The organism is Kitasatospora sp. NPDC043950 (assembly GCF_056435345.1).
The window spans coordinates 165,347-185,837 of record NZ_JBWKER010000006.1 but is presented as its reverse complement, the minus strand read 5'-3'; the positions used below and the strand labels follow the sequence as shown (position 1 = coordinate 185,837).

Sequence of the window (20,491 nt, the reverse complement as noted above, 5' to 3'; positions counted from 1 at the left end):
ATGCGGCATGAGCTGTCCAATATCCGGTGACACCTCTGTTCATGCCAAGAACGGGGACCCCGGGCCCACCATGCGGACCACGCGGTGACGGAACGGGTCCGACCGGTGACACGGCGTCGGTACGGGCCGGAATGGGCCGGTTCCGACAACGGTCGAGGGCGGGGCTTTGTCCGAAACCGTGGCGGTGGCGTAGTGGATCACCACGTAGGTTCACAGGTGTTCACTCACCTGAGCACCCCACAGGAGACCCCCGATGGCCACTGCCACCACCCCGATACCGCGCCGCGCCGTCCTCGCCGACCTGCTGCCCGCCGCCACCACCCGCCTCGGCGCCCAGGCCCGCGACCTGGCCCTGGTGGCCGGCGGCGCCGCCCTGACCGGCGTGGCCGCCCAGCTGTCGGTGAACATCCCCGGCTCGCCGGTGCCCGTCACCGGCCAGACCTTCGCCGCCCTGCTGGTCGGCACCGCGCTCGGCGCCCGCCGCGGCGTCGCCTCGCTCGCCCTCTACCTGCTGGCCGGCCTGGCGGGGATGCCCTGGTTCGCCGAGGGCACCTCCGGCTGGACGATGCCCTCGCTCGGCTACGTGCTCGGCTTCGTCCTGGCGGCCGGCCTGACCGGCGAGCTGGCCCGCCGCGGCGCCGACCGGACCCCGGTGAACACCGCCGGCACCATGGTCCTCGGCAGCCTCGCCATCTACGCGGTCGGCGTCCCGTACCTGGCCCTGTCGCTGCACGTCCCGCTCGCCCGGGCGGCCGAGCTCGGCCTCTACCCGTACCTGGTCGGCGACGCGCTGAAGGCCGTCCTCGCCGCAGGGGCCTTGCCGCTGGTCTGGAAGCTCGCCGCGAAGCGGTGAGCCCCCTGCCGGGCCCGGGCGCACGCGCATGCCACACTCATGGCATGCGCGTGTACCTGGGCTCAGACCATGCCGGATACGAACTGAAGAACCACCTCGTGGAGTGGCTCAAGGAGGCCGGCCACGAGCCGGTCGACTGTGGGCCGCACATCTACGACGCCGAGGACGACTACCCGCCGTTCTGCCTGCGCGCCGCCGAGCGCACCGCCGCCGACCCGGAGGCGCTGGGCGTCGTCATCGGCGGCTCGGGCAACGGTGAGGCGATCGCCGCCAACAAGGTCAAGGGCGTGCGGGCGGCGCTGGCCTGGAGCGAGCAGACCGCCGGGCTCGGCCGCGAGCACAACAACGCCAACGTGGTCTCCGTCGGCGGCCGCATGCACACGCTGGAGGAGGCCACCAAGTTCGTCGAGGTCTTCCTCAACACCCCCTACAGCGGCGAGCCGCGGCACACCCGCCGGATCGAGATGCTGAGCGAGTACGAGACCACCGGCGAGCTCCCGCCGATCCCGGCCCACCACCCGCAGGGCTGATCCCTCCCCCCGTCCACCCTCCGTCGGTCGGCCGCGTGCTCCACGCGGCCGGCCGCCGCCGTTCCCGGGCCCGTACGGCTGTGTCATCGGCCACAGGGCCGGGCGCGCCGACGCCGGTACGCGTGGGGCGCGTGCGCCGCCCGCGTGGTTCGTACGCCCAACCGGCGCACGCCTCCTGACGCCGCGCCCGCCGTCGCGGCGATCGGCCGAAACCGGCTGACGGACCCGCGCCACGGCACACCCGCTCGCGTCCGGCCCGTCGACGCCGGGCGGTGCCCGTGGATAGGGTCGGGCCCCATGGCTGGCAGACCGCCGGGCGCACCGCCCCAGACGACTGCGACGAGGCCCGGCGCCGCCACGGCGTCCGGACCCGTGACGGCCCGGTTGCGCAGGAGGCTCCGCCGGGTCCGCCGAAGGCTGCGCACGGCCGGTGTGGACTACTTCCGCGGCGGCGCCGCCGACTGGCCGGTGCTCTGCGCGCTCGCCCTGCTCGTCCCGCTGCTGATCCTGCTCAACATCTGGATCCCCGCCTGGGCCCCGCCCACCGCGCTGGTCCTGCCGATCCTGGCCGGCGCGCTGCTGCTGCGCCCCGGCAGCCTGGTGGTGCTGTACGCGCTGGCGGCGCTCGGCCTGTCCGCCGAGTCGGTGATCCACACCGGCCAGCGGGTGGCCAGCGAGAACCCCGAGGCCTACATCTACGGCGTCACCCCGGGCGCGGCCCTGGTGGTCGGCGCCGCCGGGGTGGGCGGCCTGCTGCTGGCCCAGTTCCGGGCCCGGGTCGGCGTGCCCTGGTGGGGCGGCTCGACCATGCTGTTCGACCTGCGCGAGCGGCTGCGGGTGCAGAGCCGGGTGCCGGAGCTGCCGGACGGCTGGCACGCCGACATGGCGCTGCGCCCGGCCGGCGGGCAGTCCTTCTCCGGGGACTTCGTGGTCGCCGCCCGCACCGGCCCGGGCCAGCGGCTGCTGGAGGTGGTCCTCGCGGACGTCTCCGGCAAGGGCATGGACGCCGGCTCCCGCGCGCTGCTGCTCTCCGGCGCCTTCGGCGGCCTGGTGGGCTCGCTGCCCGCGCACGACTTCCTGCCCGCCGCCAACGGCTACCTGCTGCGCCAGTCCTGGGAGGAGGGCTTCGCGACCGCCGTCCACCTGGTGCTGGACCTGGACACCGGCGAGTACGAGCTGCTGTCGGCCGGGCACCTGCCGGGGATGCAGCGGCTGGCGGGCGCCGGGCACTGGGAGGTCAAGGAGGCCGAGGGCCCGCTGCTCGGGATCTACGACGGCGCGAAGTTCGACGGCGTGCGCGGCCGGCTGAACCGCGGCGACGTGCTGATGCTGTGCACCGACGGCATGGTCGAGGAGCCGGGCCGGGACCTCTCCGAGGGGATGGACCGGCTGATGGGAGAGGCGGACCGGCTGGTGCCCGGCAGCGGTCCGGGCGCGGGGGCCGGTGCGGCGGCCGCGCTGATCGAGACGGTGGCCCGGGACATCAACGACGACCGCGCGGTCCTGCTGCTCTGGCGCGACTGACGCCCCCTCGGCCCGGCCGTCCGTCACCGGACGGACCGGCACATGCCGCGGGCACGTGCTGTCAAGCCGGGCAGCCGATCTTCGGCCAAATCGGCCGCCCCTTCGGCTGACCGGACCTGCGGCTTCCGTTACCCGCCCCCGGCCGCCTTCCGGCCGCTCAGCGCCGCCCCGCCGACGATTCGTCAGAACGGCTCCGCTATCGTCCCGGTCGGCGGAAACTCGTCTCGCATCGCAGGATATCGGCGTTGGGCTGACTGTCAGACCTTTACGCAATCGGCACGGTCGACCACACTGAGTCCGGGCGGGACTGTTCAGGATTCGGGGGATGGGGGGCGTCACGTGCGGCACGGCAGACAACGTTCGACCGCGCCGGGCTCCCTCGCCGGTGGTGTGCCGGTCGATCCGCGATTCCGCCTCGGGACCGTCGGACAGGCCGGGGTCCGGCTTCGCAGGTGCCGCCGGGCGGCGGCACCACGCTATGAAACGAGGAAGTGAGTCCGGGTGGCACTCTCCGTCTCCGCGCTGGTCCTGTTCGCAATCCTGTGCATCATCTTCATCCGCAACAAGCAGCTGAAGATCGCGCACGGCATCATCGCCGCCCTGTTCGGCTTCATGCTGCACGAGACCACGGTCGCGGGCTCGATCAACTCCCTGCTGGCGAACCTCGCCCACAGCATCTCGGGCATCACCGGCGGCTGACCCGGCCGGGCCGTCCGCGACCCCCGCGAGGGGATCACCGGCCGGCCCGTCTGGCCTCCCGCCAGCGAGCGAACAGTCCCCGGGGGCGGGCCGCCGCCTGGGCGGGGGCGCGCATCGGCGCGGGTGCCGCGGCACCCGCCGCGGCGGCCTGCCCCGGCGCCGCCGAATCGGCCGTCAACAGCACGAACAGCCGCGCCCAGCACAGTCGTTCGCCCCGCGGCCAGTCCATCGCGCGCAGCGCCGCTGACGCGGCCTCCGACACCTCGCCGTCGACCCGGACCTCGGCGACGTCGTCGCCCGCCTTCCCGCCCAGGAAGAGCTTCACCCCGACCGGACCCGGCCCGGCCAGCTGCGGCCGCAGCGCGGGCGCGAGCGCCGGCAGCACCCGGTGCTCGGCGAGCCAGCCCGCCAGGTGCTCGTTGCCGAAGCCGAACACCGCCGCCGGCCCCTGGACGGCGTGCCAGCCCTGGAGTTCGGCGTGGTCCGCGTGGTCGGCGTGCACGCCGCGCCCGTCCGTCAGTTCGACCAGCACCGAGGCGGTGGTGGTCGCCCACATCTTCACCGCGTTGGCGAGCTTCTCCTCCTCGGTCTTGCCGAGGCCGGCCGCGCAGTCCCACACCACCGGGGCGTCCGCCCGGCCCAGGTGCAGCACGTAGCCGAGGTCGACGTGGCCGGCGCCGTCGTCCCCGGGGTGCTCGCGCACCGCCACCGCCGTCGTCCCCGGGCCGCGCACCACCTCGCCGTCGGCGGTGAACTCCTGCCCGAGGCGTGCCATCTCCCGGACGACACAGCGCTGTATGACGGCCAGCCGCTCCTGGGGACGCACCGGGACTCCTCCACCTCGGAGCGCGGCGGGTGAGCTCCCGCTCGAACTGCGCTCGAACGCCGCCGAGGCTATCGGCCCGGCAGCCAGGCGGGAAACCGTCCGGCCTCCCCGGTTCTCCAGTCGCGGAAATGTCTGGAATGCACCACTTTGGGAAGCGGAACCGCCCTGTGGCCGCCGGCCGGGGCCCTGCCGCCCGCCTGGAGAGCCCGCATGACCCGCACCGCCCCGACGAGGCCGTCATCGCTCCCGACGGCCCCTCCGCCCCCCCCTCCGCCCCTTCTGGCGGGCCCGGACGGCTCCGGCCTGGCCGCCGAGATCGAGGCCTACCTCGCCTCGCTGCCCGCCCCCGCGCGCCACCCGGTGCCGTACGTCTGCCCCCACGGCACCACCGTGCGGCCGTGGTGCGCCGGCCACCCGGCGCCCCGGGCCACCCTGCTCGACCGGGCGCTGCGCCGCCCGGCCCGCCCGGTGCCGGTCAGCGCCGCCGACCACCTGCGACTCGCCTCCCGCTACATCGGCGCCCACGGCTGGCTGCAGGGCGCGATGTGGGACGCGCGCGGACGGGTCTGCCTGCTCGGCGCCCAGGCCGCCGTCCTCGCGCACGGCTACGGCACCCCGGCCACCGTGCGCACCGCCCGGGTCCAGCTGATGGAGGTGCTGCACGCGACCGGCCGCCCGGCGCGCTCCCCGGACGAGTACAACGACCGCCCCGCCACCCGGGAGGCCGACGTCCACCGGCTGCTCGACCGGGCCGCCGCCCGGGCCGCCCGGCTCGGACTCTGAACCGGCCCTCCCGGCCTCCGCCCCCGGACGCCGGGCTCGCGGGGCCGCCGGGCCGCCCGGAAACGCCAACGGCCCCGGTGCGTGGAGACGCACCGGGGCCGGGCCGATGAGCGGGCGACGAGAATCGAACTCGCGTGACTAGTTTGGAAGACTAGGGCTCTACCATTGAGCTACGCCCGCGCGATCCCCCGGTCGTTGCCGGCCGGAAGTTCGGGGGACAGCGTACCCGGTCCAGCCGCTTCCGCGCACACCGGATTCTGCGCGCGCTCCCTCGGACCGCCCCCGAATATGTCGGCGAGCCGCCAGGGCCCGACGTGTACGCTTCCTCTCGGCACCACGGGGTGTGGCGCAGTTTGGTAGCGCGTCCGCTTTGGGAGCGGAAGGCCGTCGGTTCGAATCCGGTCACCCCGACAGTGCGGCAGGGTCTCGTCCACCGTGGCGGGGCCCTGTTCTGTTCGGGCCCGACGGTGGCGCCTGGCGTCCGCCTTTCGTGGTACCGGTAGGATGGGGCGCTGGCGGTAGTCCCTGCGGTCTCAACCCAGGTCAACCGCACGAGGGCGAGGAGTCACTCTCACCGTCCACCCCCCACGGGAGATGCAGCTCCAACCCTTCATCGCCCGTCTCGCCCGACCCACTCGTACGGCCTCGGCCGGCGGCCGGGAACGGCGGAGGCAACCTGACCGCAAGCCCATAGGAGACCTAACCGTGAAGAGCGCCGTCGAGACTCTGAACCCGACCCGGGTTCGACTCACCGTCGAGGTGCCCTTCGAGGAGCTCAAGCCCAGCCTCGACGCGGCGTACAAGAAGATCAACCAGCAGGTCACGGTTCCGGGCTTCCGCAAGGGCAAGATCCCGGCTCGCGTCATCGACCAGCGTTTCGGCCGCGGTGCCGTGCTGGAGGAGGCCGTCAACGACGCCCTGCCGCGCTTCTACACGCAGGCCGTCGACGAGGGCAAGATCGAGGTCCTCGGCCAGCCCGACATCACCAACATCGAGGGTGTCGAGAAGATCGCCGATGGCGGTGACCTGAAGTTCACCGCAGAGGTGGACATCCGTCCGGAGATCACCCTTCCGGACTTCGCCTCCATCGAGGTGACCGTCGACCCGATCGTCGTCTCCGACGAGGACATCGAGAAGTCCCTGGAGCAGCTGCGCGAGCGCTTCTCCTCGGTCAAGGACGTCGAGCGCGCCGCGGCCGCCGGCGACATCGTGGTCGTGGACCTGATCGCCAAGGTCGACGGCGAGGTGCCGGAGGACGGCACCGCCAACGGCGTCAGCTACGAGATCGGCTCGGGCCGCCTGATCGACGGCATCGACGACGCCGTGACCGGCCTGGAGGCCGGTGGCACCGCCACCTTCTCCACCGAGCTCAAGGGTGGCACCCAGGCGGGCCAGACCTCCGAGGTCACCGTCACCGTCACCGCCGTCCAGGAGAAGGAGCTGCCCGAGCTGGACGACGAGTTCGCCCAGCTGGCCAGCGAGTTCGACACCCTGGAGGCCCTGCGCGACGACTCCCGCAAGCGCCTGGAGCGCATGAAGGAGTACGACCAGGCCACCCAGGCCCAGGAGAAGGTGCTGGACGCCCTGCTCGGCCTGGTCGAGATCGAGTTCCCGGAGAAGCTCCTCAAGGACGAGGTCGAGACCCGCAAGCACAACCTGGAGCACCACCAGCTCCAGCCGATGGGCCTCGACATCGACAGCTACCTGGAGACCCAGGGCAAGACCCGCGAGGAGTGGGACGCCGAGATCGAGGAGCAGGCGAAGAAGGGCATCAAGACCCAGTTCGTCCTGGACCAGATCGTCGCCGACGAAGAGCTGGGTGTTAACCAGGAGGAGCTGACCGAGCACCTCATCCGCCGCGCCGCCGGCTCGGGTCTCACCCCGGACCAGTTCGCGCAGCAGGTCGTCCAGGGTGGCCAGGTGCCGCTGCTGGTCGGCGAGGTCGCCCGCGGTAAGGCGCTGGCCACCGTGGTCGAGGCCGCCAAGGTCGTCGACACCGAGGGCAACGAGGTCAACTTCGACGACGAGGACGAGACGGCCGACACCGTCGAGGCCCCGGCCGCCGAGGAGACCGCCGCCGAGGAGAAGACCGAGGCCTGAGTGCCCCGGTAGCCCCTGAGGTCTGCGACGGGCCCGGACGCCGTACGGTGTCCGGGCCCGTCGTCGTCCCCCGGGGCGGGCCCGACCCTGCGCTCACAGCGAACAGTTCTGCGTGAGGGATTCTGCGGCCCGGCCTGCGCGTTAGGGTCCTTGGACAGCACCAATCACACCGTGATACCCGGAAGCTGTGCGACATCGTGACGGCCGTGGAGCGACCGTCCAAATCGACTGAGCAGGTGGCTAAGTGACGTTCCCGCAGATGCAGATGCCTGGCCCGATGGCGCCGCACGCCGCCTCTGGTGACGTGCTCGGCGGCCTGGGAGACCAGGTGTACAACCGGCTGCTCAACGAGCGGATCATCTTCCTCGGCCAGCAGGTCGACGACGACATCGCCAACAAGATCACCGCCCAGCTGCTGCTGCTGGCCGCGGACCCGGAAAAGGACATCTTCCTTTACATCAACTCCCCGGGCGGTTCGATCTCGGCGGGCATGGCGATCTACGACACCATGCAGTACATCAAGAACGACGTCGTCACCATCGCGATGGGCATGGCGGCCTCGATGGGCCAGTTCCTGCTGACCGCCGGCGCCAAGGGCAAGCGCTTCTCGCTGCCGAACGCCAACATCCTGATGCACCAGCCCTCCGCCGGCCTCGGCGGCTCCGCCACCGACATCCGCATCCAGGCCGAGCAGCTGCTGCGCACCAAGAAGCGGATGTCCGAGCTGATCGCCTTCCACAGCGGCCAGTCCTTCGAGCAGATCACCAGGGACTCCGACCGCGACCGTTGGTTCACGCCGGAGGAGGCCCTGGAGTACGGCCTGATCGACGCGATCATGCACAGCGCCGCGGACGTCCCCGGCGGCGGCGGCACGGGCGCCTGAGCCTCGGCCCGGCCCACGAGACCACAGCCACAACGCCCCGGAGGACAAGAACCCCCATGAACATCCCCAGCCTGTCGGCCGCCCAGGCCCGCGTCGAGGACATGCGCGCCGAGGGTCGCTACATCGTCCCGCGCTTCGTCGAGCGCACCACGCAGGGCATCCGCGAGTACGACCCGTACGCCAAGCTGTTCGAGGAGCGCATCATCTTCCTCGGCTCGCAGGTCGACGACGTCTCGGCGAACGACATCATGGCGCAGCTGCTGTGCCTGGAGTCGATGGACCCGGACCGCGAGATCCAGATGTACATCAACTCGCCCGGCGGCTCGTTCACGGCCCTGACGGCCATCTACGACACCATGCAGTACGTGAAGCCGGACATCACCACGGTCTGCATGGGCCAGGCGGCCTCCGCCGCGGCCGTGCTGCTCGCGGCCGGCACCCCCGGCAAGCGGATGGCGCTGCCGAACGCCCGCATCCTGATCCACCAGCCGTACACCGAGACGGGCCGCGGCCAGGTGTCCGACCTGGAGATCCAGGCCAAGGAGATCTTCCGGATGCGCGAGCAGCTGGAGCAGATGCTCTCCAAGCACTCCAACAAGCCGGTGGAGCAGGTGCGCGAGGACATCGAGCGCGACAAGATCCTCACCGCCGAGGAGGCCTTGGAGTACGGCCTCGTCGACCAGATCATCTCCACCCGCAAGACCTCGCTGACCTCCTGAGGCCGGCACCCTCCGAGGCGGGGCGCGCATCCTGCGTGCGCGCCCCGCTCCGGTTCGTCGGCGGCCTCCGCAACGGCATCTGTTCGGTATCAATTCGCCCAGGGCGTAGGGCAGACCCGGCGAAGAGGACGGAATCAGGGGCCCGGCAGAGTACCGTCGGATAGCGAGACCGATCGCCGTCGGCGTTGACGGTCCACAGCACCAGGCCCCGGAACCCCTGCGGGGCCCCTGGCGAAGGGGAAGCACCTCGTGGCACGCATCGGAGACGGTGGCGACCTGCTCAAGTGCTCGTTCTGCGGCAAGTCGCAGAAGCAGGTGAAGAAGCTGATCGCCGGCCCAGGCGTGTACATCTGCGACGAGTGCATCGACCTGTGCAACGAGATCATCGAGGAGGAACTCGCCGAGACCTCCGAGGTGCGCTTCGAGGAGTTGCCGAAGCCGCGGGAGATCTACGAGTTCCTGGACCAGTACGTGGTCGGCCAGGACCTCGCCAAGAAGGCGCTGTCGGTGGCGGTCTACAACCACTACAAGCGCGTCCAGGCCGGCGAGGCGGGCCGCAGCGGCGGCAACGGCCGCGAGGACGCCATCGAGCTGGCCAAGTCCAACATCCTGCTGCTGGGCCCCACCGGCTCCGGCAAGACGCTGCTGGCGCAGACCCTGGCCCGGATGCTCAACGTGCCGTTCGCGATCGCGGACGCCACCGCGCTGACCGAGGCCGGGTACGTCGGCGAGGACGTCGAGAACATCCTGCTCAAGCTGATCCAGGCGGCCGACTACGACGTCAAGAAGGCCGAGACCGGGATCATCTACATCGACGAGATCGACAAGGTCGCGCGCAAGAGCGAGAACCCGTCGATCACCCGGGACGTCTCCGGCGAGGGCGTGCAGCAGGCGCTGCTGAAGATCCTGGAGGGCACCACCGCCTCGGTGCCGCCGCAGGGCGGGCGCAAGCACCCGCACCAGGAGTTCATCCAGATCGACACCACCAACGTGCTGTTCATCGTCGGCGGCGCGTTCGCCGGCCTGGAGCGGATCATCGAGGGCCGGGCCGGCGCCAAGGGCATCGGCTTCGGCGCCAACATCCGCTCCAAGCGGGAGTCGGACGCCAGCGACCACTTCCGCCAGGTGATGCCCGAGGACCTGGTGAAGTTCGGCATGATCCCCGAGTTCATCGGCCGGCTGCCGGTGATCACCAGCGTGCACAACCTGGACCGCGAGGCGCTCCTGCAGATCCTCACCGAGCCGAAGAACGCGCTGGTCAAGCAGTACCGCAAGCTCTTCGAACTGGACGGCGTGGAGCTGGAGTTCTCCCGGGACGCGCTGGAGGCGATCGCCGACCAGGCGATCCTGCGCGGCACCGGCGCGCGCGGCCTGCGGGCCATCATGGAGGAGGTGCTGATGTCCGTGATGTACGAGGTGCCCTCGCGTCAGGACGTCGCCCGCGTGGTGGTCACCGGGGACGTGGTCTCCAAGCACGCCATCCCCACCCTCGTCCCGCGCGACATGATCAAGCGCGAGCGGCGCGAGAAGAGCGCCTGACCCGCGCCCGCCGTATCCGAAAGGGCCCCGCACCGACCGGTGCGGGGCCCTTCGGCGTTTCCCGGTGCCCGGAGGGTCACCGGCGGTTCCCGGTGGACTACTTGGGGACCTCGGCGACCGCGCGCAGGTCGCGGGTGTCGGCGGCGAGCTTGTCCAGGTCCGGCTTGGCGCTCGGGTCGGCCACCGTCATGACCATCACCAGGCCGCTGCTGTCGGCCCAGGAGCAGATGCCCATCGTGGTCCCGGCCTCGCTCTCGCCGCCGACGACCGCGGCGCACTCCATCGCGCCGCCCTTGGGGCCGGCGTCCACCACGTGCCGGTCGCTGAGCTTGCGACCGGTGGACGCCATGCCCTGGAACGCCTGGTCCAGTTCCTGCTTCGGCGCCAGGACCTTGCCGTAGCCCCCGAACACGACCAGCTGAGGCTCCGACTGCGCGTTCTGGTAGAGGGCGCCCACCCCGGTGGGGTTCCAGTTGCCGTCGCCCTTGCCGAAGCTGGAGGTGAGCCCCTTCTCCAGGGTGTCGGCGACCTGGGGGTCGTCGCTCTGGCGCAGGTCCTTGAACGTGGCCGGCAGGACGATCTTCTGGGTGCCCGCGTTGCTGGCGACGTCGTAGACGAAGTAGGCGAGCGTGCCGCCGCCCAGCAGGACGAAGGCGCCGACGACGCCGAGCACGGTCCAGAGCGTCTTGCGGGACTTGCGCGGCGGCGGTACCGGCGGGTAGGCGCCGTACCCCGGGTAGGCACCCGGCTCGCCGACCGGCGGGTAGCCGGGCGGCGGGCTCTGCGGCGGGATGCCGCCGTAGCCCGGCGGGGCCGGCGGGGGCGGCGGTGCGTCGTGTCCCGGCTGCGGCGGGGGGCCGTAGGGGTTCTGCTCGGTCACGCGAGGCCTCTCTGATGGCGATGCCCGGGTGCCGCCCGGCGCGGCCGGTGGCGGCGGGGACGTGGTGCTGACGTGTGGTGACGCGGCGGGGCGGTGCTCGGTTACTTGGCGACGACCATGGCGTCGCGGATCGCCCGGGTCCTGTCCGCGGCCTGGGCCGGGGTGAGGCCCTGGCCGCCGCCGGTCAGGCTGATCTTGCTGAAGGTGATCCGGCCGGTGGTGGACTTGTCCGCCCACACGCAGACGGTGGGCCCGGCCTTGCCCGCGATGACGCCGGCCACGCCGCAGGCGAGCTTCGCCGAGGAGCTGTGGCCGTCCTGCGCCGGGAAGTCCGTCAGCGGCGTGGTCCAGGTCAGCCCGCCGGTGTCCTTCTTCGAGTCGTCGATGATCTGGCCGGGGTCGTTGAGCTCCCCGTAGACGCCGACCACGGAGAGCGTGTCGAGGGCGTCGGAGCCCTTGCTGTAGCTGGCCGCCAGCACGCTGAGGTTCTTGCCGAACTTCGCCGCCTCGGGCTTGGCCGGGTCGACGGCCTCCTCCTTGGCGGACTTCTGGGTGTAGCCGTCCGGCAGCGACTGCGGCGCGGAGATCTTGTACTGGCCGCCCTGGTCGTCGCCGAGGAACTTCCACGCGGCGAAGCCGCCGCCGCCCAGCACCAGCGCGCCCACGACCAGGCCGACCACCAGGCCGGTCCGGCCCTTCTTCGGCGGCGGCGGGTAGCCCGGCTGGCCGTACGGGGCCTGCGGCGGGTAGCCGTACGGGGGCTGCGGGGCACCGTAGGGCGGCTGGGGAGCGCCGTAGGGCTGGCCGTCCTGCGGCGGGTAGCCGTACTGGGGCGGCTGCTGCGGGGCGCCGTAGGGCGGCGGTGGCTGCGGCGGGCCGTACGGGGGCTGGCCCCCGTACGGCTGAGGCTGTCCCTGCGGTTGTCCCTGCGGATACTGCTGGCCCTGGCCGTACATCTGCGTCCGTGCTCCCCCGCCGCACCCGCGGCCTGTCGTCGTGTCGTCCCGGGGTCCGTGCGGACACCGGACGAGTGCCCGGGAACGGTACCGTACGGTGTCCGCCACCGAGCCGATCGGGCGGGTCGCGTCCGCGCGGCGAAAGCGGTTCGTAACACGTGCCCGCGGTTACGTAAACTGTGCGTCGTGACCGACACGACGAACCAGCACCCCGTGAGCACCTTTGCCGGGGACGAAGCAGCAACTCTCCCGACGACCTACACCCCCGCGGACGTAGAGGGCGAGCTGTACGAGCGCTGGGTAGAGCGTGGCTACTTCACCGCGGACGCCAAGAGCGACAAGCCCCCGTTCACCATCGTCATCCCCCCGCCGAACGTGACCGGCAGCCTGCACCTGGGCCACGCCTTCGAGCACACGCTGATCGACGCGCTGGTCCGCCGCAAGCGGATGCAGGGCTACGAGGCGCTGTGGCAGCCCGGAATGGACCACGCCGGCATCGCCACCCAGAACGTGGTCGAGCGCGAGCTCGCCAAGGAGAGCAAGTCCCGCCACGACCTGGGCCGGGAGGCCTTCGTCGAGCGCGTCTGGAAGTGGAAGGCGGAGTCCGGCGGCCAGATCTCCGGCCAGATGCGCCGCCTGGGCGACGGTGTGGACTGGTCCCGCGAGCGATTCACCATGGACGAGGGCCTGTCCCAGGCCGTCCAGACCATCTTCAAGAAGCTCTTCGACGACGAGCTGATCTACCGGGCCGAGCGCATCATCAACTGGTGCCCGCGCTGCCTGACCGCCATCTCGGACATCGAGGTGGAGTACCAGGACGACGACGGCGAGCTGGTCTCGATCCGCTACGGCGAGGGCGACGCCTCGATCGTCGTCGCCACCACCCGCGCCGAGACGATGCTGGGCGATACCGCGGTCGCCGTCCACCCGGACGACGAGCGCTACCGCCACCTGGTCGGCACCGAGATCGAGCTGCCGTTGACCGGCCGTCGGATCCCCGTGGTCGCCGACGCCCACGTCGACCCGGAGTTCGGCACCGGCGCCGTCAAGGTGACGCCCGCGCACGACCCGAACGACTTCGAGATCGGCCAGCGGCACGGCCTGCCCTCGGTCGCCGTCATGGACGAGCACGCGGTCATCACCGTGCACGGCCCGTTCCTCGGCCTGGACCGGCTGGAGGCCCGCTCGGCGATCGTCGCCGCGCTGCGCGCCGACGGCCGGATCGCCGCCGAGAAGCGCCCGTACGTCCACTCGGTCGGCCACTGCTCGCGCTGCAAGACCACCATCGAGCCGCGGCTGTCCATGCAGTGGTGGGTCAAGGTCGGCCCGCTCGCGAAGGCCGCCGGCGACGCGGTCCGCGACGGCAAGGTCAAGATCCACCCGCAGGAGATGGAGAAGCGTTACTTCGACTGGGTCGACAACCTGCACGACTGGTGCATCTCGCGCCAGCTGTGGTGGGGCCACCGCATCCCGGTCTGGTACGGCCCGAACGGCGAGGTCGTCTGCGTCGGCCCGGACGAGCAGCCGCCCACCGGCGAGGGCTGGCACCAGGACAACGACGTCCTGGACACCTGGTTCTCCTCCGGACTGTGGCCGTTCTCCACGCTCGGCTGGCCGGAGCAGACCGAGAGCCTGGCGAAGTTCTACCCGAACTCCGTCCTGGTCACCGGCTACGACATCCTGTTCTTCTGGGTCGCCCGGATGATGATGTTCGGCCTCTACGCGATGGACGGCACCCCGCCGTTCCACACCATCGCGCTGCACGGCATGGTCCGTGACCAGAACGGCAAGAAGATGTCGAAGTCCTTCGGCAACGTGGTCAACCCGCTGGACTGGATGGACAAGTACGGTTCGGACGCGCTGCGCTTCACGCTGGCGCGCGGTGCCAACCCGGGCGTCGACGTGCCGATCGGCGAGGACTGGGTCCAGGCGGCCCGCAACTTCGCCAACAAGATCTGGAACGCCACCCGCTTCGCGCTGATGAACGGCGCCACCGTCGAGGGCCCGCTGCCCGCGCCGGAGGAACTGACCGCGACCGACCGCTGGATCCTGTCGCGCCTGAACAGCACCGTCGCCGAGGTGGACGCGCTGTACGAGGACTACCAGTTCTCCAAGCTGTCCGAGGCGCTGTACCACTTCGCCTGGGACGAGGTCTTCGACTGGTACGTCGAGCTGTCCAAGACCACCCTGGCCAAGGGCGGCCCGCAGGCCGACGCCGCGCGCCGGGTGCTCGGCGAGGTCCTGGACGTCACGCTGCGGCTGCTGCACCCGATCGTGCCCTTCGTCACCGACACCCTGTGGACCACGCTCACCGGCGCCGAGTCGCTGGTCATCGCCGACTGGCCGACGGACAGCGGTTACCGCGATGCCGAGGCCGAGGCCGAGATCGCCACGCTGCAGCAGGTGGTCACCGAGGTCCGCCGGTTCCGCTCGGACCAGGGCCTCAAGCCGGGCCAGCGCGTCCCGGCGAAGCTGGAGCTGGACGGCACCGTGCTGGCCGTCCACGAGGACGCGATCCGCTCGCTGCTGCGGCTGACCGTCCCCGAGGAGGGCTTCGCGGCCACCGCCTCGCTCCCGGTCGCCGGCGCCACCGTCGCGCTCGACCTCTCCGGCACCATCGACGTCGCGGCGGAGCGCAAGCGCCTCGCCAAGGACCTCGCGGCCGCCGAGAAGGAGAAGGCGCAGACCACGGCCAAGCTCGGCAACGAGGCGTTCCTCGCGAAGGCGCCGGACGAGGTGGTCGCCAAGATCCGGGGCCGTCAGGAGGCCGCCGAGGCCGACATCGCCCGGATCACCGCCCAGCTCGCGGCGCTGCCGCAGGGCTGAGCCCGTACCGGTCCGTGAGGGGCCGCACTCCGCGACGCGCGGGGTGCGGCCCCTCCGGCGTTTCCGGGCGGCTCGGCCGGGCACGGCGGCGGTGTTCTTTTTGCTACGCCTAATAGCCCAGCAACATTGCTCCCTTCCGGCGAATATTCATCCTGGACCGGGTGAGGTCCTATTCCTTCCGAATTCATTCCGGTCTTGCCCGCGCGGGTTCGCGGAAGTTTGCAGGTCGGATGTGTACGGTGTGCACGGAGTTTCTGACGGGTGTTTCTGCTGAGCGTTCCTGCTGAGCCGACGGACGGGAGGGCATGGCGTGGTGGTGACCGAGGAATTGGCCGAAGAACTTCCTGCCGAGGCGGTGGAGGAGGCCAAGGCCAGGGCGGCGACCCTGCTGCTGGCGTTCCGCCACGGCAACCAGCTCGCCTTCGACCACGAGCTGGACCTGCTCCTCGCCGAGCGCGCCGAGCGCGAGGTGACCACCCTGCTCGCCTGGATCGCCGCCGAGGCCGTCCGCAAGGCGTACGCGCCCGAGGTCGGCGACCGGGTACTGCGGGCGATGGCCCGGCGCGCCCCGGCCGACAACGGCGCGGTCGCGGTGGACGAGGAGAGCGCGGACGCCGCCCGGCTGATCGAGGCGGTGGCCGCCGGTGAGGTGGCCGAGGTGCGCGGCCTGGTCGCCTCGACCGCCGACACCACCTTCCTGCTCGGCGGTCTGCTCCAGGGCGTCGCGATGATGCTGCCGCTGCTGCCCGAGGGCGAACTGGCCGAGATCACGGCCGAGTTGCGCCGCCGGCACGGCGGGCCCGCGGCACACGTCCCGGAGGCCCGGGCCGGGGTCTGAACCCCGGTCCGGGCAGGGGGCGTCACGGCATGGCGTGCAGGTGCGCGCCGATGGTGCCCGCGACCGGGTTGCCCGCCTTGGCGTCCCAGTTGGTCGACCAGGTCATCGCCCCGCCGATGCCCGGCCAGGTGGTGTCGGGCTTGTAGCTGCCGCAGTTGGTGCCGGCGGCCAGGCAGTCCAGCGCGTTGTCGACCACGCTCGGGCTGACGTACCCGCCGCCCGCCGCGCTGGTGGAGGCCGGCACGCCGAGCCCCACCTGGTCGGGCCGCAGCCCGCCCTTGAGCTGGATGCAGGCCAGCCCGGTGAGGAAGTCCTCGGTGCCCTGCGAGTAGACGTTGCCGTCGCAGCCGTTCATCGCACCGGAGTTGTAGTACTGCATGTTGACGATGGTGAGGATGTCCTTCACGTTCAGCGCCAGCTTGAAGTACTCCATGCCGGTCGACTGCATGTCGATGGTCTGCGGCGCCATGGTGAGGACGAACCCGCTGCCGCTCTTCGCCGCCAGCGAGTGCAGCGCCTGGCCCAGGTAGGCGGCGTTGACGCCGTTCTCCAGGTCGATGTCGACCCCGTCGAAGCCGTAGCCCTGCATCAGCGCCCACGCGGTGCTCGCGAAGTTGGCCGCCGAGGTCGGGTCGCTCACCGACACCGTGCCGTTCTGCCCGCCGACCGAGAGCACCACCTTCTTGCCGGCCGCCCGCTTGGCCGCGATGTCGGCCTTGAACTGGGCGTCGGTGTAGCCGCCGAGGCGGGAGGAGAGGGCGGGGTCCAGGGTGAAGCCCAGCCCGCCCGGTGTGGTGGTGGCGTCGGCGAAGGAGACCGCGATGATGTCGTAGGCGGCCGGGACGTCGCTGATCCGCTGGACGGTGGCGCCGTTGTCGAAGTTCTGCCAGTAGCCGGTCAGGATGTGCTTGGGCAGGCCGGGAGGCTTGCCGGTCGAGGTGGCGGTCGGGCTTGCGGTGCCGGTGTCCGTGGGGGAGGGGCTGCCGGTGCCGGTGGGGCTCGGGGACGTGGTGGCGGTCGGGCTCTGGGAGGGCTGCGGTCCGCCCGGGCCGATCAGCGAGACGTCGTCGGCGAGGAAGGCGGGCTGCCCGTACCAGCCGTGCAGGTAGACGGTGACGCTGGTGGTGCCCGGGCCGGTGGTGAAGCCGGTGCTCAGCTGGGCCCAGCCGGTGGAGTTCGTCCAGGTGCCGGGGTCGGTGCCGCCGGTGCCGCGGGCGCCCAGGTAGACGTACGAGCCCTGGACCCAGGAGCTCAGCGTGTACGTCGAGGAGGGCTGCACGGCGACGGTCTGGGTGCACTCGCCGGTGTCGCCCGAGCCCGGGGTGGACTGCAGGGCGTAGCGGCCGGAGTGCACGGTCGCGCTCTGGACGGCGCCGTTGCCGCAGGACCAGCCGGACAGGGTGCCGGTCTCGAAGCCGCCGTTGGTGATCAGGTCGGGGTCGGCGGCCTGGGCGCCGGTGCCGGTGGCGAGGGCGAGCCCGCTCAGGCCGAGGGCGATGGCGCAGGCCCCGGCGAGCAGGGTGTGGGCGGCGCGTGGGCGCCGGTGTCGGGCAGGTGGCATGACTCCATCTCCTGTGGGGGAGGCCCGGCGGCGCGCCTGGGTGGTGGGGGTGGAGCGCCGTCCGGGGTGTCGATGGTGCGCGTGCGGGAGCTACCGACAACTCAAGTCCCTGTCGGGGGAGGAGACTTGACTCACAAGGTGGAGTAGACCAATCCGGCTGTCAAGAGGGCGCTAGGCGGCCGACGGCCGTGCCCTGGAGTCGGCTGCTCCGGGCTCGGCCGGCTCGGCGACCGCGGCGGTGAGCGCGGCGATCCGCGCCGAGGCCAGGCCGTCGCCGTACGGGCTCGGGGTGGCCGCGAGCCGGGCGAGCCGCTCGGGGGTGTCGGCCAGCCAGGTCCGGGCCAGCGCGCCCAGGTCCTCGTCGGGGCCCACCAGCGCGGCGAAGCCCGCCGCCACCGCCTCCGGACGCTCGGTGGAGCGGCGCACCACCAGCAGCGGGCGGCCGAGCACGGTGCACTCCTCCTGCACGCCGCCGGAGTCGGAGACCAGTAGCGCGGCGTGGCTCGCCAGGCCCAGGAAGTCGGCGTACCCGACCGGCCCGGTGACGGCCAGGTGCTCCAGCAGGGCGTCCAGCGCGAAGCGCTCGACGGCGGCCCGGGTACGCGGATGCATCGGGAACAGCACCGGGGTGCCCGCCCGGGCGATCCGGTCCAGTTCGGCCAGCACGGCGCCCAGTGCCTCGGCGGTGTCGGTGTTCTCCGGGCGGTGCACGGTGGCCAGCACGTAGCCGTCCGGGCGCAGCCCGTGCGCGGCGAGCAGCGCGGCGCGGTCGGCCGCGGCCGGCAGCTGGCGGCGGACCACCTCGACGACGGTGTTGCCGGTGAGCGCGATCCGCTCCTCGGCGAGGGCCTCGGCGCGCAGGTTGGCGACGTTGTCCCCGGTGGCGGCGCAGAGCAGGTCGGAGACGTGGTCGACCATCACCCGGTTGTGCTCCTCGGGCATCGCCCGGTCGAAGCTGCGCAGCCCGGCCTCGACGTGCACCAGCGGGATCTCCCGGGCGTTGGCGGCCAGCGCCCCGGCGAGGGTGGCGTTGGTGTCGCCCTGGACGACCACGGCGGCGGGGCGGTCCTCGGCGAAGGCGGCGTCCAGCTGGCCGAGGGACTGGGCGATCTGGCCGGCCCGGGGGCGCCCGCCGACGCCGGTGAGCAGTTCGGGGCGGGGCAGGTCGAGGTCGCGCAGGAAGCGGCCGGACATCGCCTCGTCCCAGTGCTGGCCGGTGTGCACCAGGCGGGTGGCGTCGCCGAGTTCGTGGATCAGCGGGGCGAGCTTGACCAGTTCGGGGCGGGTGCCGAGGACGACGGCGACGCTGGCGGGGGGAAGGCACATGCTCATGGGGAGGCTCCGAGGGGGTGGGGCTGCTCAGGGCTCGGGCGCGGGGCTCGGGCGCGGGGCTCAGGCGCGGGGCTCAGGACCGAGGCTCAGGACTCGAGGGCGGTGGGGGCGCCGAGGGCGACCTTCTCGGCGTTGCGCCGGGTCTTGGCCCAGCCGTTGCGGCCGAGCAGCATCCGGGCGGCGGCCCGGGTGGCGACCACGAAGAGGTGGTAGGCGTAGAGCCAGATCAGGACGCCCCAGAGCAGCCCGGTGAGCCGGCCGCGGTCGGGGTGGACGAGCCGGCGGTAGGCGAAGCCCCAGAGCATCATCGGCAGGGCGGCGACCGCGAAGGCGAGCAGCATCCACGGGCCGAACCTGACGTGGAAGTCGGCGGTTTCGGCGGGGAAGAGCACCAGCCCGGCCGCGGTGATCCCGAGCGAGAGCGGGAACAGCAGGACCAGCAGGACGCAGACGACGGGCTGGAGGAAGGTGTACAGCACCTCGGCCTTGCCGGACCAGGTGTAGAAGGGGGAGCGCAGCACCCGGCCGGTGTAGCGCAGGCACTGCATGTTGCCCTGGGCCCAGCGGGTGCGCTGGGTGAGGAAGCGGCGCAGCGAGATCAGGCCCTCCTGGGAGACCTGGGTCTCGGTGACGTGGGTGAGGCGCCAGCCGGCCAGGCGCAGGTCGAGGCCGGACTCGTAGTCCTCCAGCAGGGCGCGCTCGGGCCAGGGGCGGCCGGCCCGGCCCTCCTCGGCGGTGAGCGAGTCGAGGGCGGTGAGGCGGACGAACTGGCCGTTCCCGCCGAGGCCGACGCTGCCGGTGCGGCGGCGCAGCAGCTGCATGCCGGCGTTGTTGGCCTGGAACTCGACGTCCTGCATCCGGACCAGGGCGCGGGCGAACGCGTTGGCGGCGCGGCCTCGGCCGGGCAGCGGGAGTTCGTCGTCGGCGTTGCGCATCCGCACGCCGATCTGGACGGCGCCGGTGTCGGGGCGGCCGAGTGCCTTGTCGTTGCAGACCTGGGGGAGGGTGCCGGGGTCGAGCCGTCCGTCGGCGTCGACGACGCCGATCACCACGCGGGAGCGGTCGGTGCCCCCGGGCAGCCAGGCGGTGATCTCGCGGTAGGCGGCGTTGAGGGCGGCGCCCTTGCCGATCCGGGCGTGCGGGCGGCGGCGCTGGACGAGGTGGACGCGGTCGTCGTGGGCCGCGGCGGCGAGGACGAGGTCGCGGGTGGCGTCCTCGCTGTCGTCGTCGATCACCCACAGGTGGGCCTCGGGTGCGTTCTCGCGTAGGCCGGCCAGGGTCTGGGTGACCACGGCCTCCTCGTCGCGGCAGGGGATCACCAGGTGCCACTGGAAGGCGGCCGGGTCGCCGGGCTCGGCGGGCCGGTTGTGCCGGAAGGCGTGCCGGGAGCCGGCCCAGTACAGGAGGAAGCGTCCGAAGACGAAGGCCATGTAGCCGACGAGCGCCAGTGAGACCAGTCCGGCGAACCAGACGACGGCGTCCTGGCGGAGCACGATCCAGTCGTGCAGGGCGTCGGGCATGGCGTGGTACTCCTCATGATCAAAGGCGGTGCGGCTCCAGGGGGTGCGAATCGATGCTTCATTGCGGTTCAAACTCGCCAAAGAGATAGTAAAGGGGGCAAATTGGAAACCCCGACCAAAGT

17 protein-coding genes and 2 tRNA genes are annotated in these 20,491 nt (G+C 72.0%); 12 read left to right on the top strand and 7 right to left on the bottom strand.

What is annotated here, in order from left to right:
• Positions 1–253: 253 nt before the first annotated feature.
• The 4 genes from AC07BF_RS06570 to AC07BF_RS06555 all read left to right on the top strand — a co-directional run bounded on the left by AC07BF_RS06570 (position 254) and on the right by AC07BF_RS06555 (position 3,606).
• Entirely contained in the window at positions 254–853 is a 600-nt protein-coding gene (locus tag AC07BF_RS06570) for a biotin transporter BioY (protein ID WP_400805334.1), read from the top strand.
• A gap of 44 nt (positions 854–897) precedes the next feature.
• Positions 898–1,383 (top strand): ribose-5-phosphate isomerase, encoded by a 486-nt coding sequence (locus AC07BF_RS06565; protein WP_063347575.1) that lies wholly within the window; start codon positions 898–900, stop codon positions 1,381–1,383.
• Positions 1,384–1,815: 432 nt separating this feature from the next.
• Positions 1,816–2,907: a PP2C family protein-serine/threonine phosphatase gene (locus AC07BF_RS06560; protein WP_400805335.1), complete on the top strand. Its 1,092-nt coding sequence runs from the start codon at positions 1,816–1,818 to the stop codon at positions 2,905–2,907.
• 501 nt (positions 2,908–3,408) lie between these two features.
• On the top strand, positions 3,409–3,606 hold the full coding sequence (locus tag AC07BF_RS06555; protein WP_063347574.1) for a hypothetical protein: 198 nt from the start codon (positions 3,409–3,411) through the stop codon (positions 3,604–3,606).
• 34 nt (positions 3,607–3,640) lie between these two features.
• On the opposite strand, the gene AC07BF_RS06550 is transcribed toward AC07BF_RS06555, so the two are convergent.
• Positions 3,641–4,432, bottom strand: coding sequence for a DUF6348 family protein (locus AC07BF_RS06550; RefSeq protein ID WP_363629180.1), 792 nt, complete (start codon positions 4,430–4,432; stop codon positions 3,641–3,643).
• Between the two features lie 210 nt (positions 4,433–4,642).
• Here AC07BF_RS06550 and AC07BF_RS06545 point away from each other — a divergent pair, with 210 nt between their 5' ends.
• Positions 4,643–5,215, top strand: coding sequence for a DUF6197 family protein (locus AC07BF_RS06545; protein WP_478316494.1), 573 nt, complete (start codon positions 4,643–4,645; stop codon positions 5,213–5,215).
• 109 nt (positions 5,216–5,324) lie between these two features.
• Here the strand turns inward: AC07BF_RS06545 and AC07BF_RS06540 are convergent.
• Positions 5,325–5,395 (bottom strand) — tRNA-Gly (locus AC07BF_RS06540).
• Positions 5,396–5,552: 157 nt separating this feature from the next.
• On the opposite strand from AC07BF_RS06540, the gene AC07BF_RS06535 reads away from it, so the two are divergent.
• The 5 genes from AC07BF_RS06535 (at position 5,553) to clpX (ending at position 10,456) form a co-directional block, all read left to right on the top strand.
• A tRNA-Pro gene (locus AC07BF_RS06535) sits at positions 5,553–5,626 on the top strand.
• Positions 5,627–5,920: 294 nt separating this feature from the next.
• Complete coding sequence (gene tig / locus AC07BF_RS06530) at positions 5,921–7,315, top strand: trigger factor (protein WP_400985136.1); 1,395 nt, start codon at positions 5,921–5,923, stop codon at positions 7,313–7,315.
• Positions 7,316–7,580: 265 nt separating this feature from the next.
• A complete protein-coding gene (locus AC07BF_RS06525; RefSeq protein WP_360211667.1) occupies positions 7,581–8,198 on the top strand; it encodes an ATP-dependent Clp protease proteolytic subunit in 618 nt (205 codons plus the stop codon).
• A gap of 56 nt (positions 8,199–8,254) precedes the next feature.
• The gene (locus tag AC07BF_RS06520; protein ID WP_350886164.1) at positions 8,255–8,917 is read left to right on the top strand and encodes an ATP-dependent Clp protease proteolytic subunit; all 663 of its coding nucleotides are present in this window, start codon (positions 8,255–8,257) and stop codon (positions 8,915–8,917) included.
• Positions 8,918–9,166: 249 nt separating this feature from the next.
• The gene (clpX, locus tag AC07BF_RS06515) at positions 9,167–10,456 is read left to right on the top strand and encodes an ATP-dependent Clp protease ATP-binding subunit ClpX (RefSeq protein WP_063347569.1); all 1,290 of its coding nucleotides are present in this window, start codon (positions 9,167–9,169) and stop codon (positions 10,454–10,456) included.
• Between the two features lie 97 nt (positions 10,457–10,553).
• Here the strand turns inward: clpX and AC07BF_RS06510 are convergent, their stop codons facing one another.
• The gene (locus tag AC07BF_RS06510; protein WP_363586431.1) at positions 10,554–11,336 is read right to left on the bottom strand and encodes a hypothetical protein; all 783 of its coding nucleotides are present in this window, start codon (positions 11,334–11,336) and stop codon (positions 10,554–10,556) included.
• Between the two features lie 101 nt (positions 11,337–11,437).
• Complete coding sequence (locus tag AC07BF_RS06505) at positions 11,438–12,292, bottom strand: hypothetical protein (protein ID WP_363586430.1); 855 nt, start codon at positions 12,290–12,292, stop codon at positions 11,438–11,440.
• A 213-nt stretch (positions 12,293–12,505) separates the two neighbouring features.
• Between AC07BF_RS06505 and AC07BF_RS06500 the strand changes: the two genes are divergently transcribed.
• Both AC07BF_RS06500 and AC07BF_RS06495 read left to right on the top strand, forming a co-directional pair.
• Positions 12,506–15,118, top strand: coding sequence for a valine--tRNA ligase (locus AC07BF_RS06500; RefSeq protein WP_363586438.1), 2,613 nt, complete (start codon positions 12,506–12,508; stop codon positions 15,116–15,118).
• A 316-nt stretch (positions 15,119–15,434) separates the two neighbouring features.
• Complete coding sequence (locus AC07BF_RS06495) at positions 15,435–15,956, top strand: hypothetical protein (protein ID WP_363586429.1); 522 nt, start codon at positions 15,435–15,437, stop codon at positions 15,954–15,956.
• Positions 15,957–15,978: 22 nt separating this feature from the next.
• Here AC07BF_RS06495 and AC07BF_RS06490 read toward each other — a convergent pair whose 3' ends face one another.
• The 3 genes from AC07BF_RS06490 to AC07BF_RS06480 all read right to left on the bottom strand — a co-directional run bounded on the left by AC07BF_RS06490 (position 15,979) and on the right by AC07BF_RS06480 (position 20,369).
• Entirely contained in the window at positions 15,979–17,517 is a 1,539-nt protein-coding gene (locus AC07BF_RS06490) for a chitinase (protein ID WP_363586428.1), read from the bottom strand.
• 171 nt (positions 17,518–17,688) lie between these two features.
• A complete protein-coding gene (gene wecB, locus AC07BF_RS06485) occupies positions 17,689–18,849 on the bottom strand; it encodes a non-hydrolyzing UDP-N-acetylglucosamine 2-epimerase (protein ID WP_400805347.1) in 1,161 nt (386 codons plus the stop codon).
• 86 nt (positions 18,850–18,935) lie between these two features.
• Positions 18,936–20,369, bottom strand: coding sequence for a glycosyltransferase family 2 protein (locus AC07BF_RS06480; protein ID WP_478333037.1), 1,434 nt, complete (start codon positions 20,367–20,369; stop codon positions 18,936–18,938).
• Positions 20,370–20,491: the final 122 nt, after the last annotated feature.

What these genes read in the sequence shown, in the direction of transcription:
- AC07BF_RS06520 (WP_350886164.1), top strand. Translation starts at nt 8,255, where the DNA reads ATGAACATCCCCAGCCTGTCGGCCGCCCAGGCCCGCGTCGAGGACATG.
- AC07BF_RS06505 (WP_363586430.1), bottom strand. Translation starts at nt 12,292, where the DNA reads ATGTACGGCCAGGGCCAGCAGTATCCGCAGGGACAACCGCAGGGACAG.
- AC07BF_RS06565 (WP_063347575.1), top strand. Translation starts at nt 898, where the DNA reads ATGCGCGTGTACCTGGGCTCAGACCATGCCGGATACGAACTGAAGAAC.
- AC07BF_RS06490 (WP_363586428.1), bottom strand. Translation starts at nt 17,517, where the DNA reads ATGCCACCTGCCCGACACCGGCGCCCACGCGCCGCCCACACCCTGCTC.
- AC07BF_RS06570 (WP_400805334.1), top strand. Translation starts at nt 254, where the DNA reads ATGGCCACTGCCACCACCCCGATACCGCGCCGCGCCGTCCTCGCCGAC.
- wecB (WP_400805347.1), bottom strand. Translation starts at nt 18,849, where the DNA reads ATGAGCATGTGCCTTCCCCCCGCCAGCGTCGCCGTCGTCCTCGGCACC.
- AC07BF_RS06545 (WP_478316494.1), top strand. Translation starts at nt 4,643, where the DNA reads ATGACCCGCACCGCCCCGACGAGGCCGTCATCGCTCCCGACGGCCCCT.
- AC07BF_RS06525 (WP_360211667.1), top strand. Translation starts at nt 7,581, where the DNA reads ATGCCTGGCCCGATGGCGCCGCACGCCGCCTCTGGTGACGTGCTCGGC.
- AC07BF_RS06480 (WP_478333037.1), bottom strand. Translation starts at nt 20,369, where the DNA reads ATGCCCGACGCCCTGCACGACTGGATCGTGCTCCGCCAGGACGCCGTC.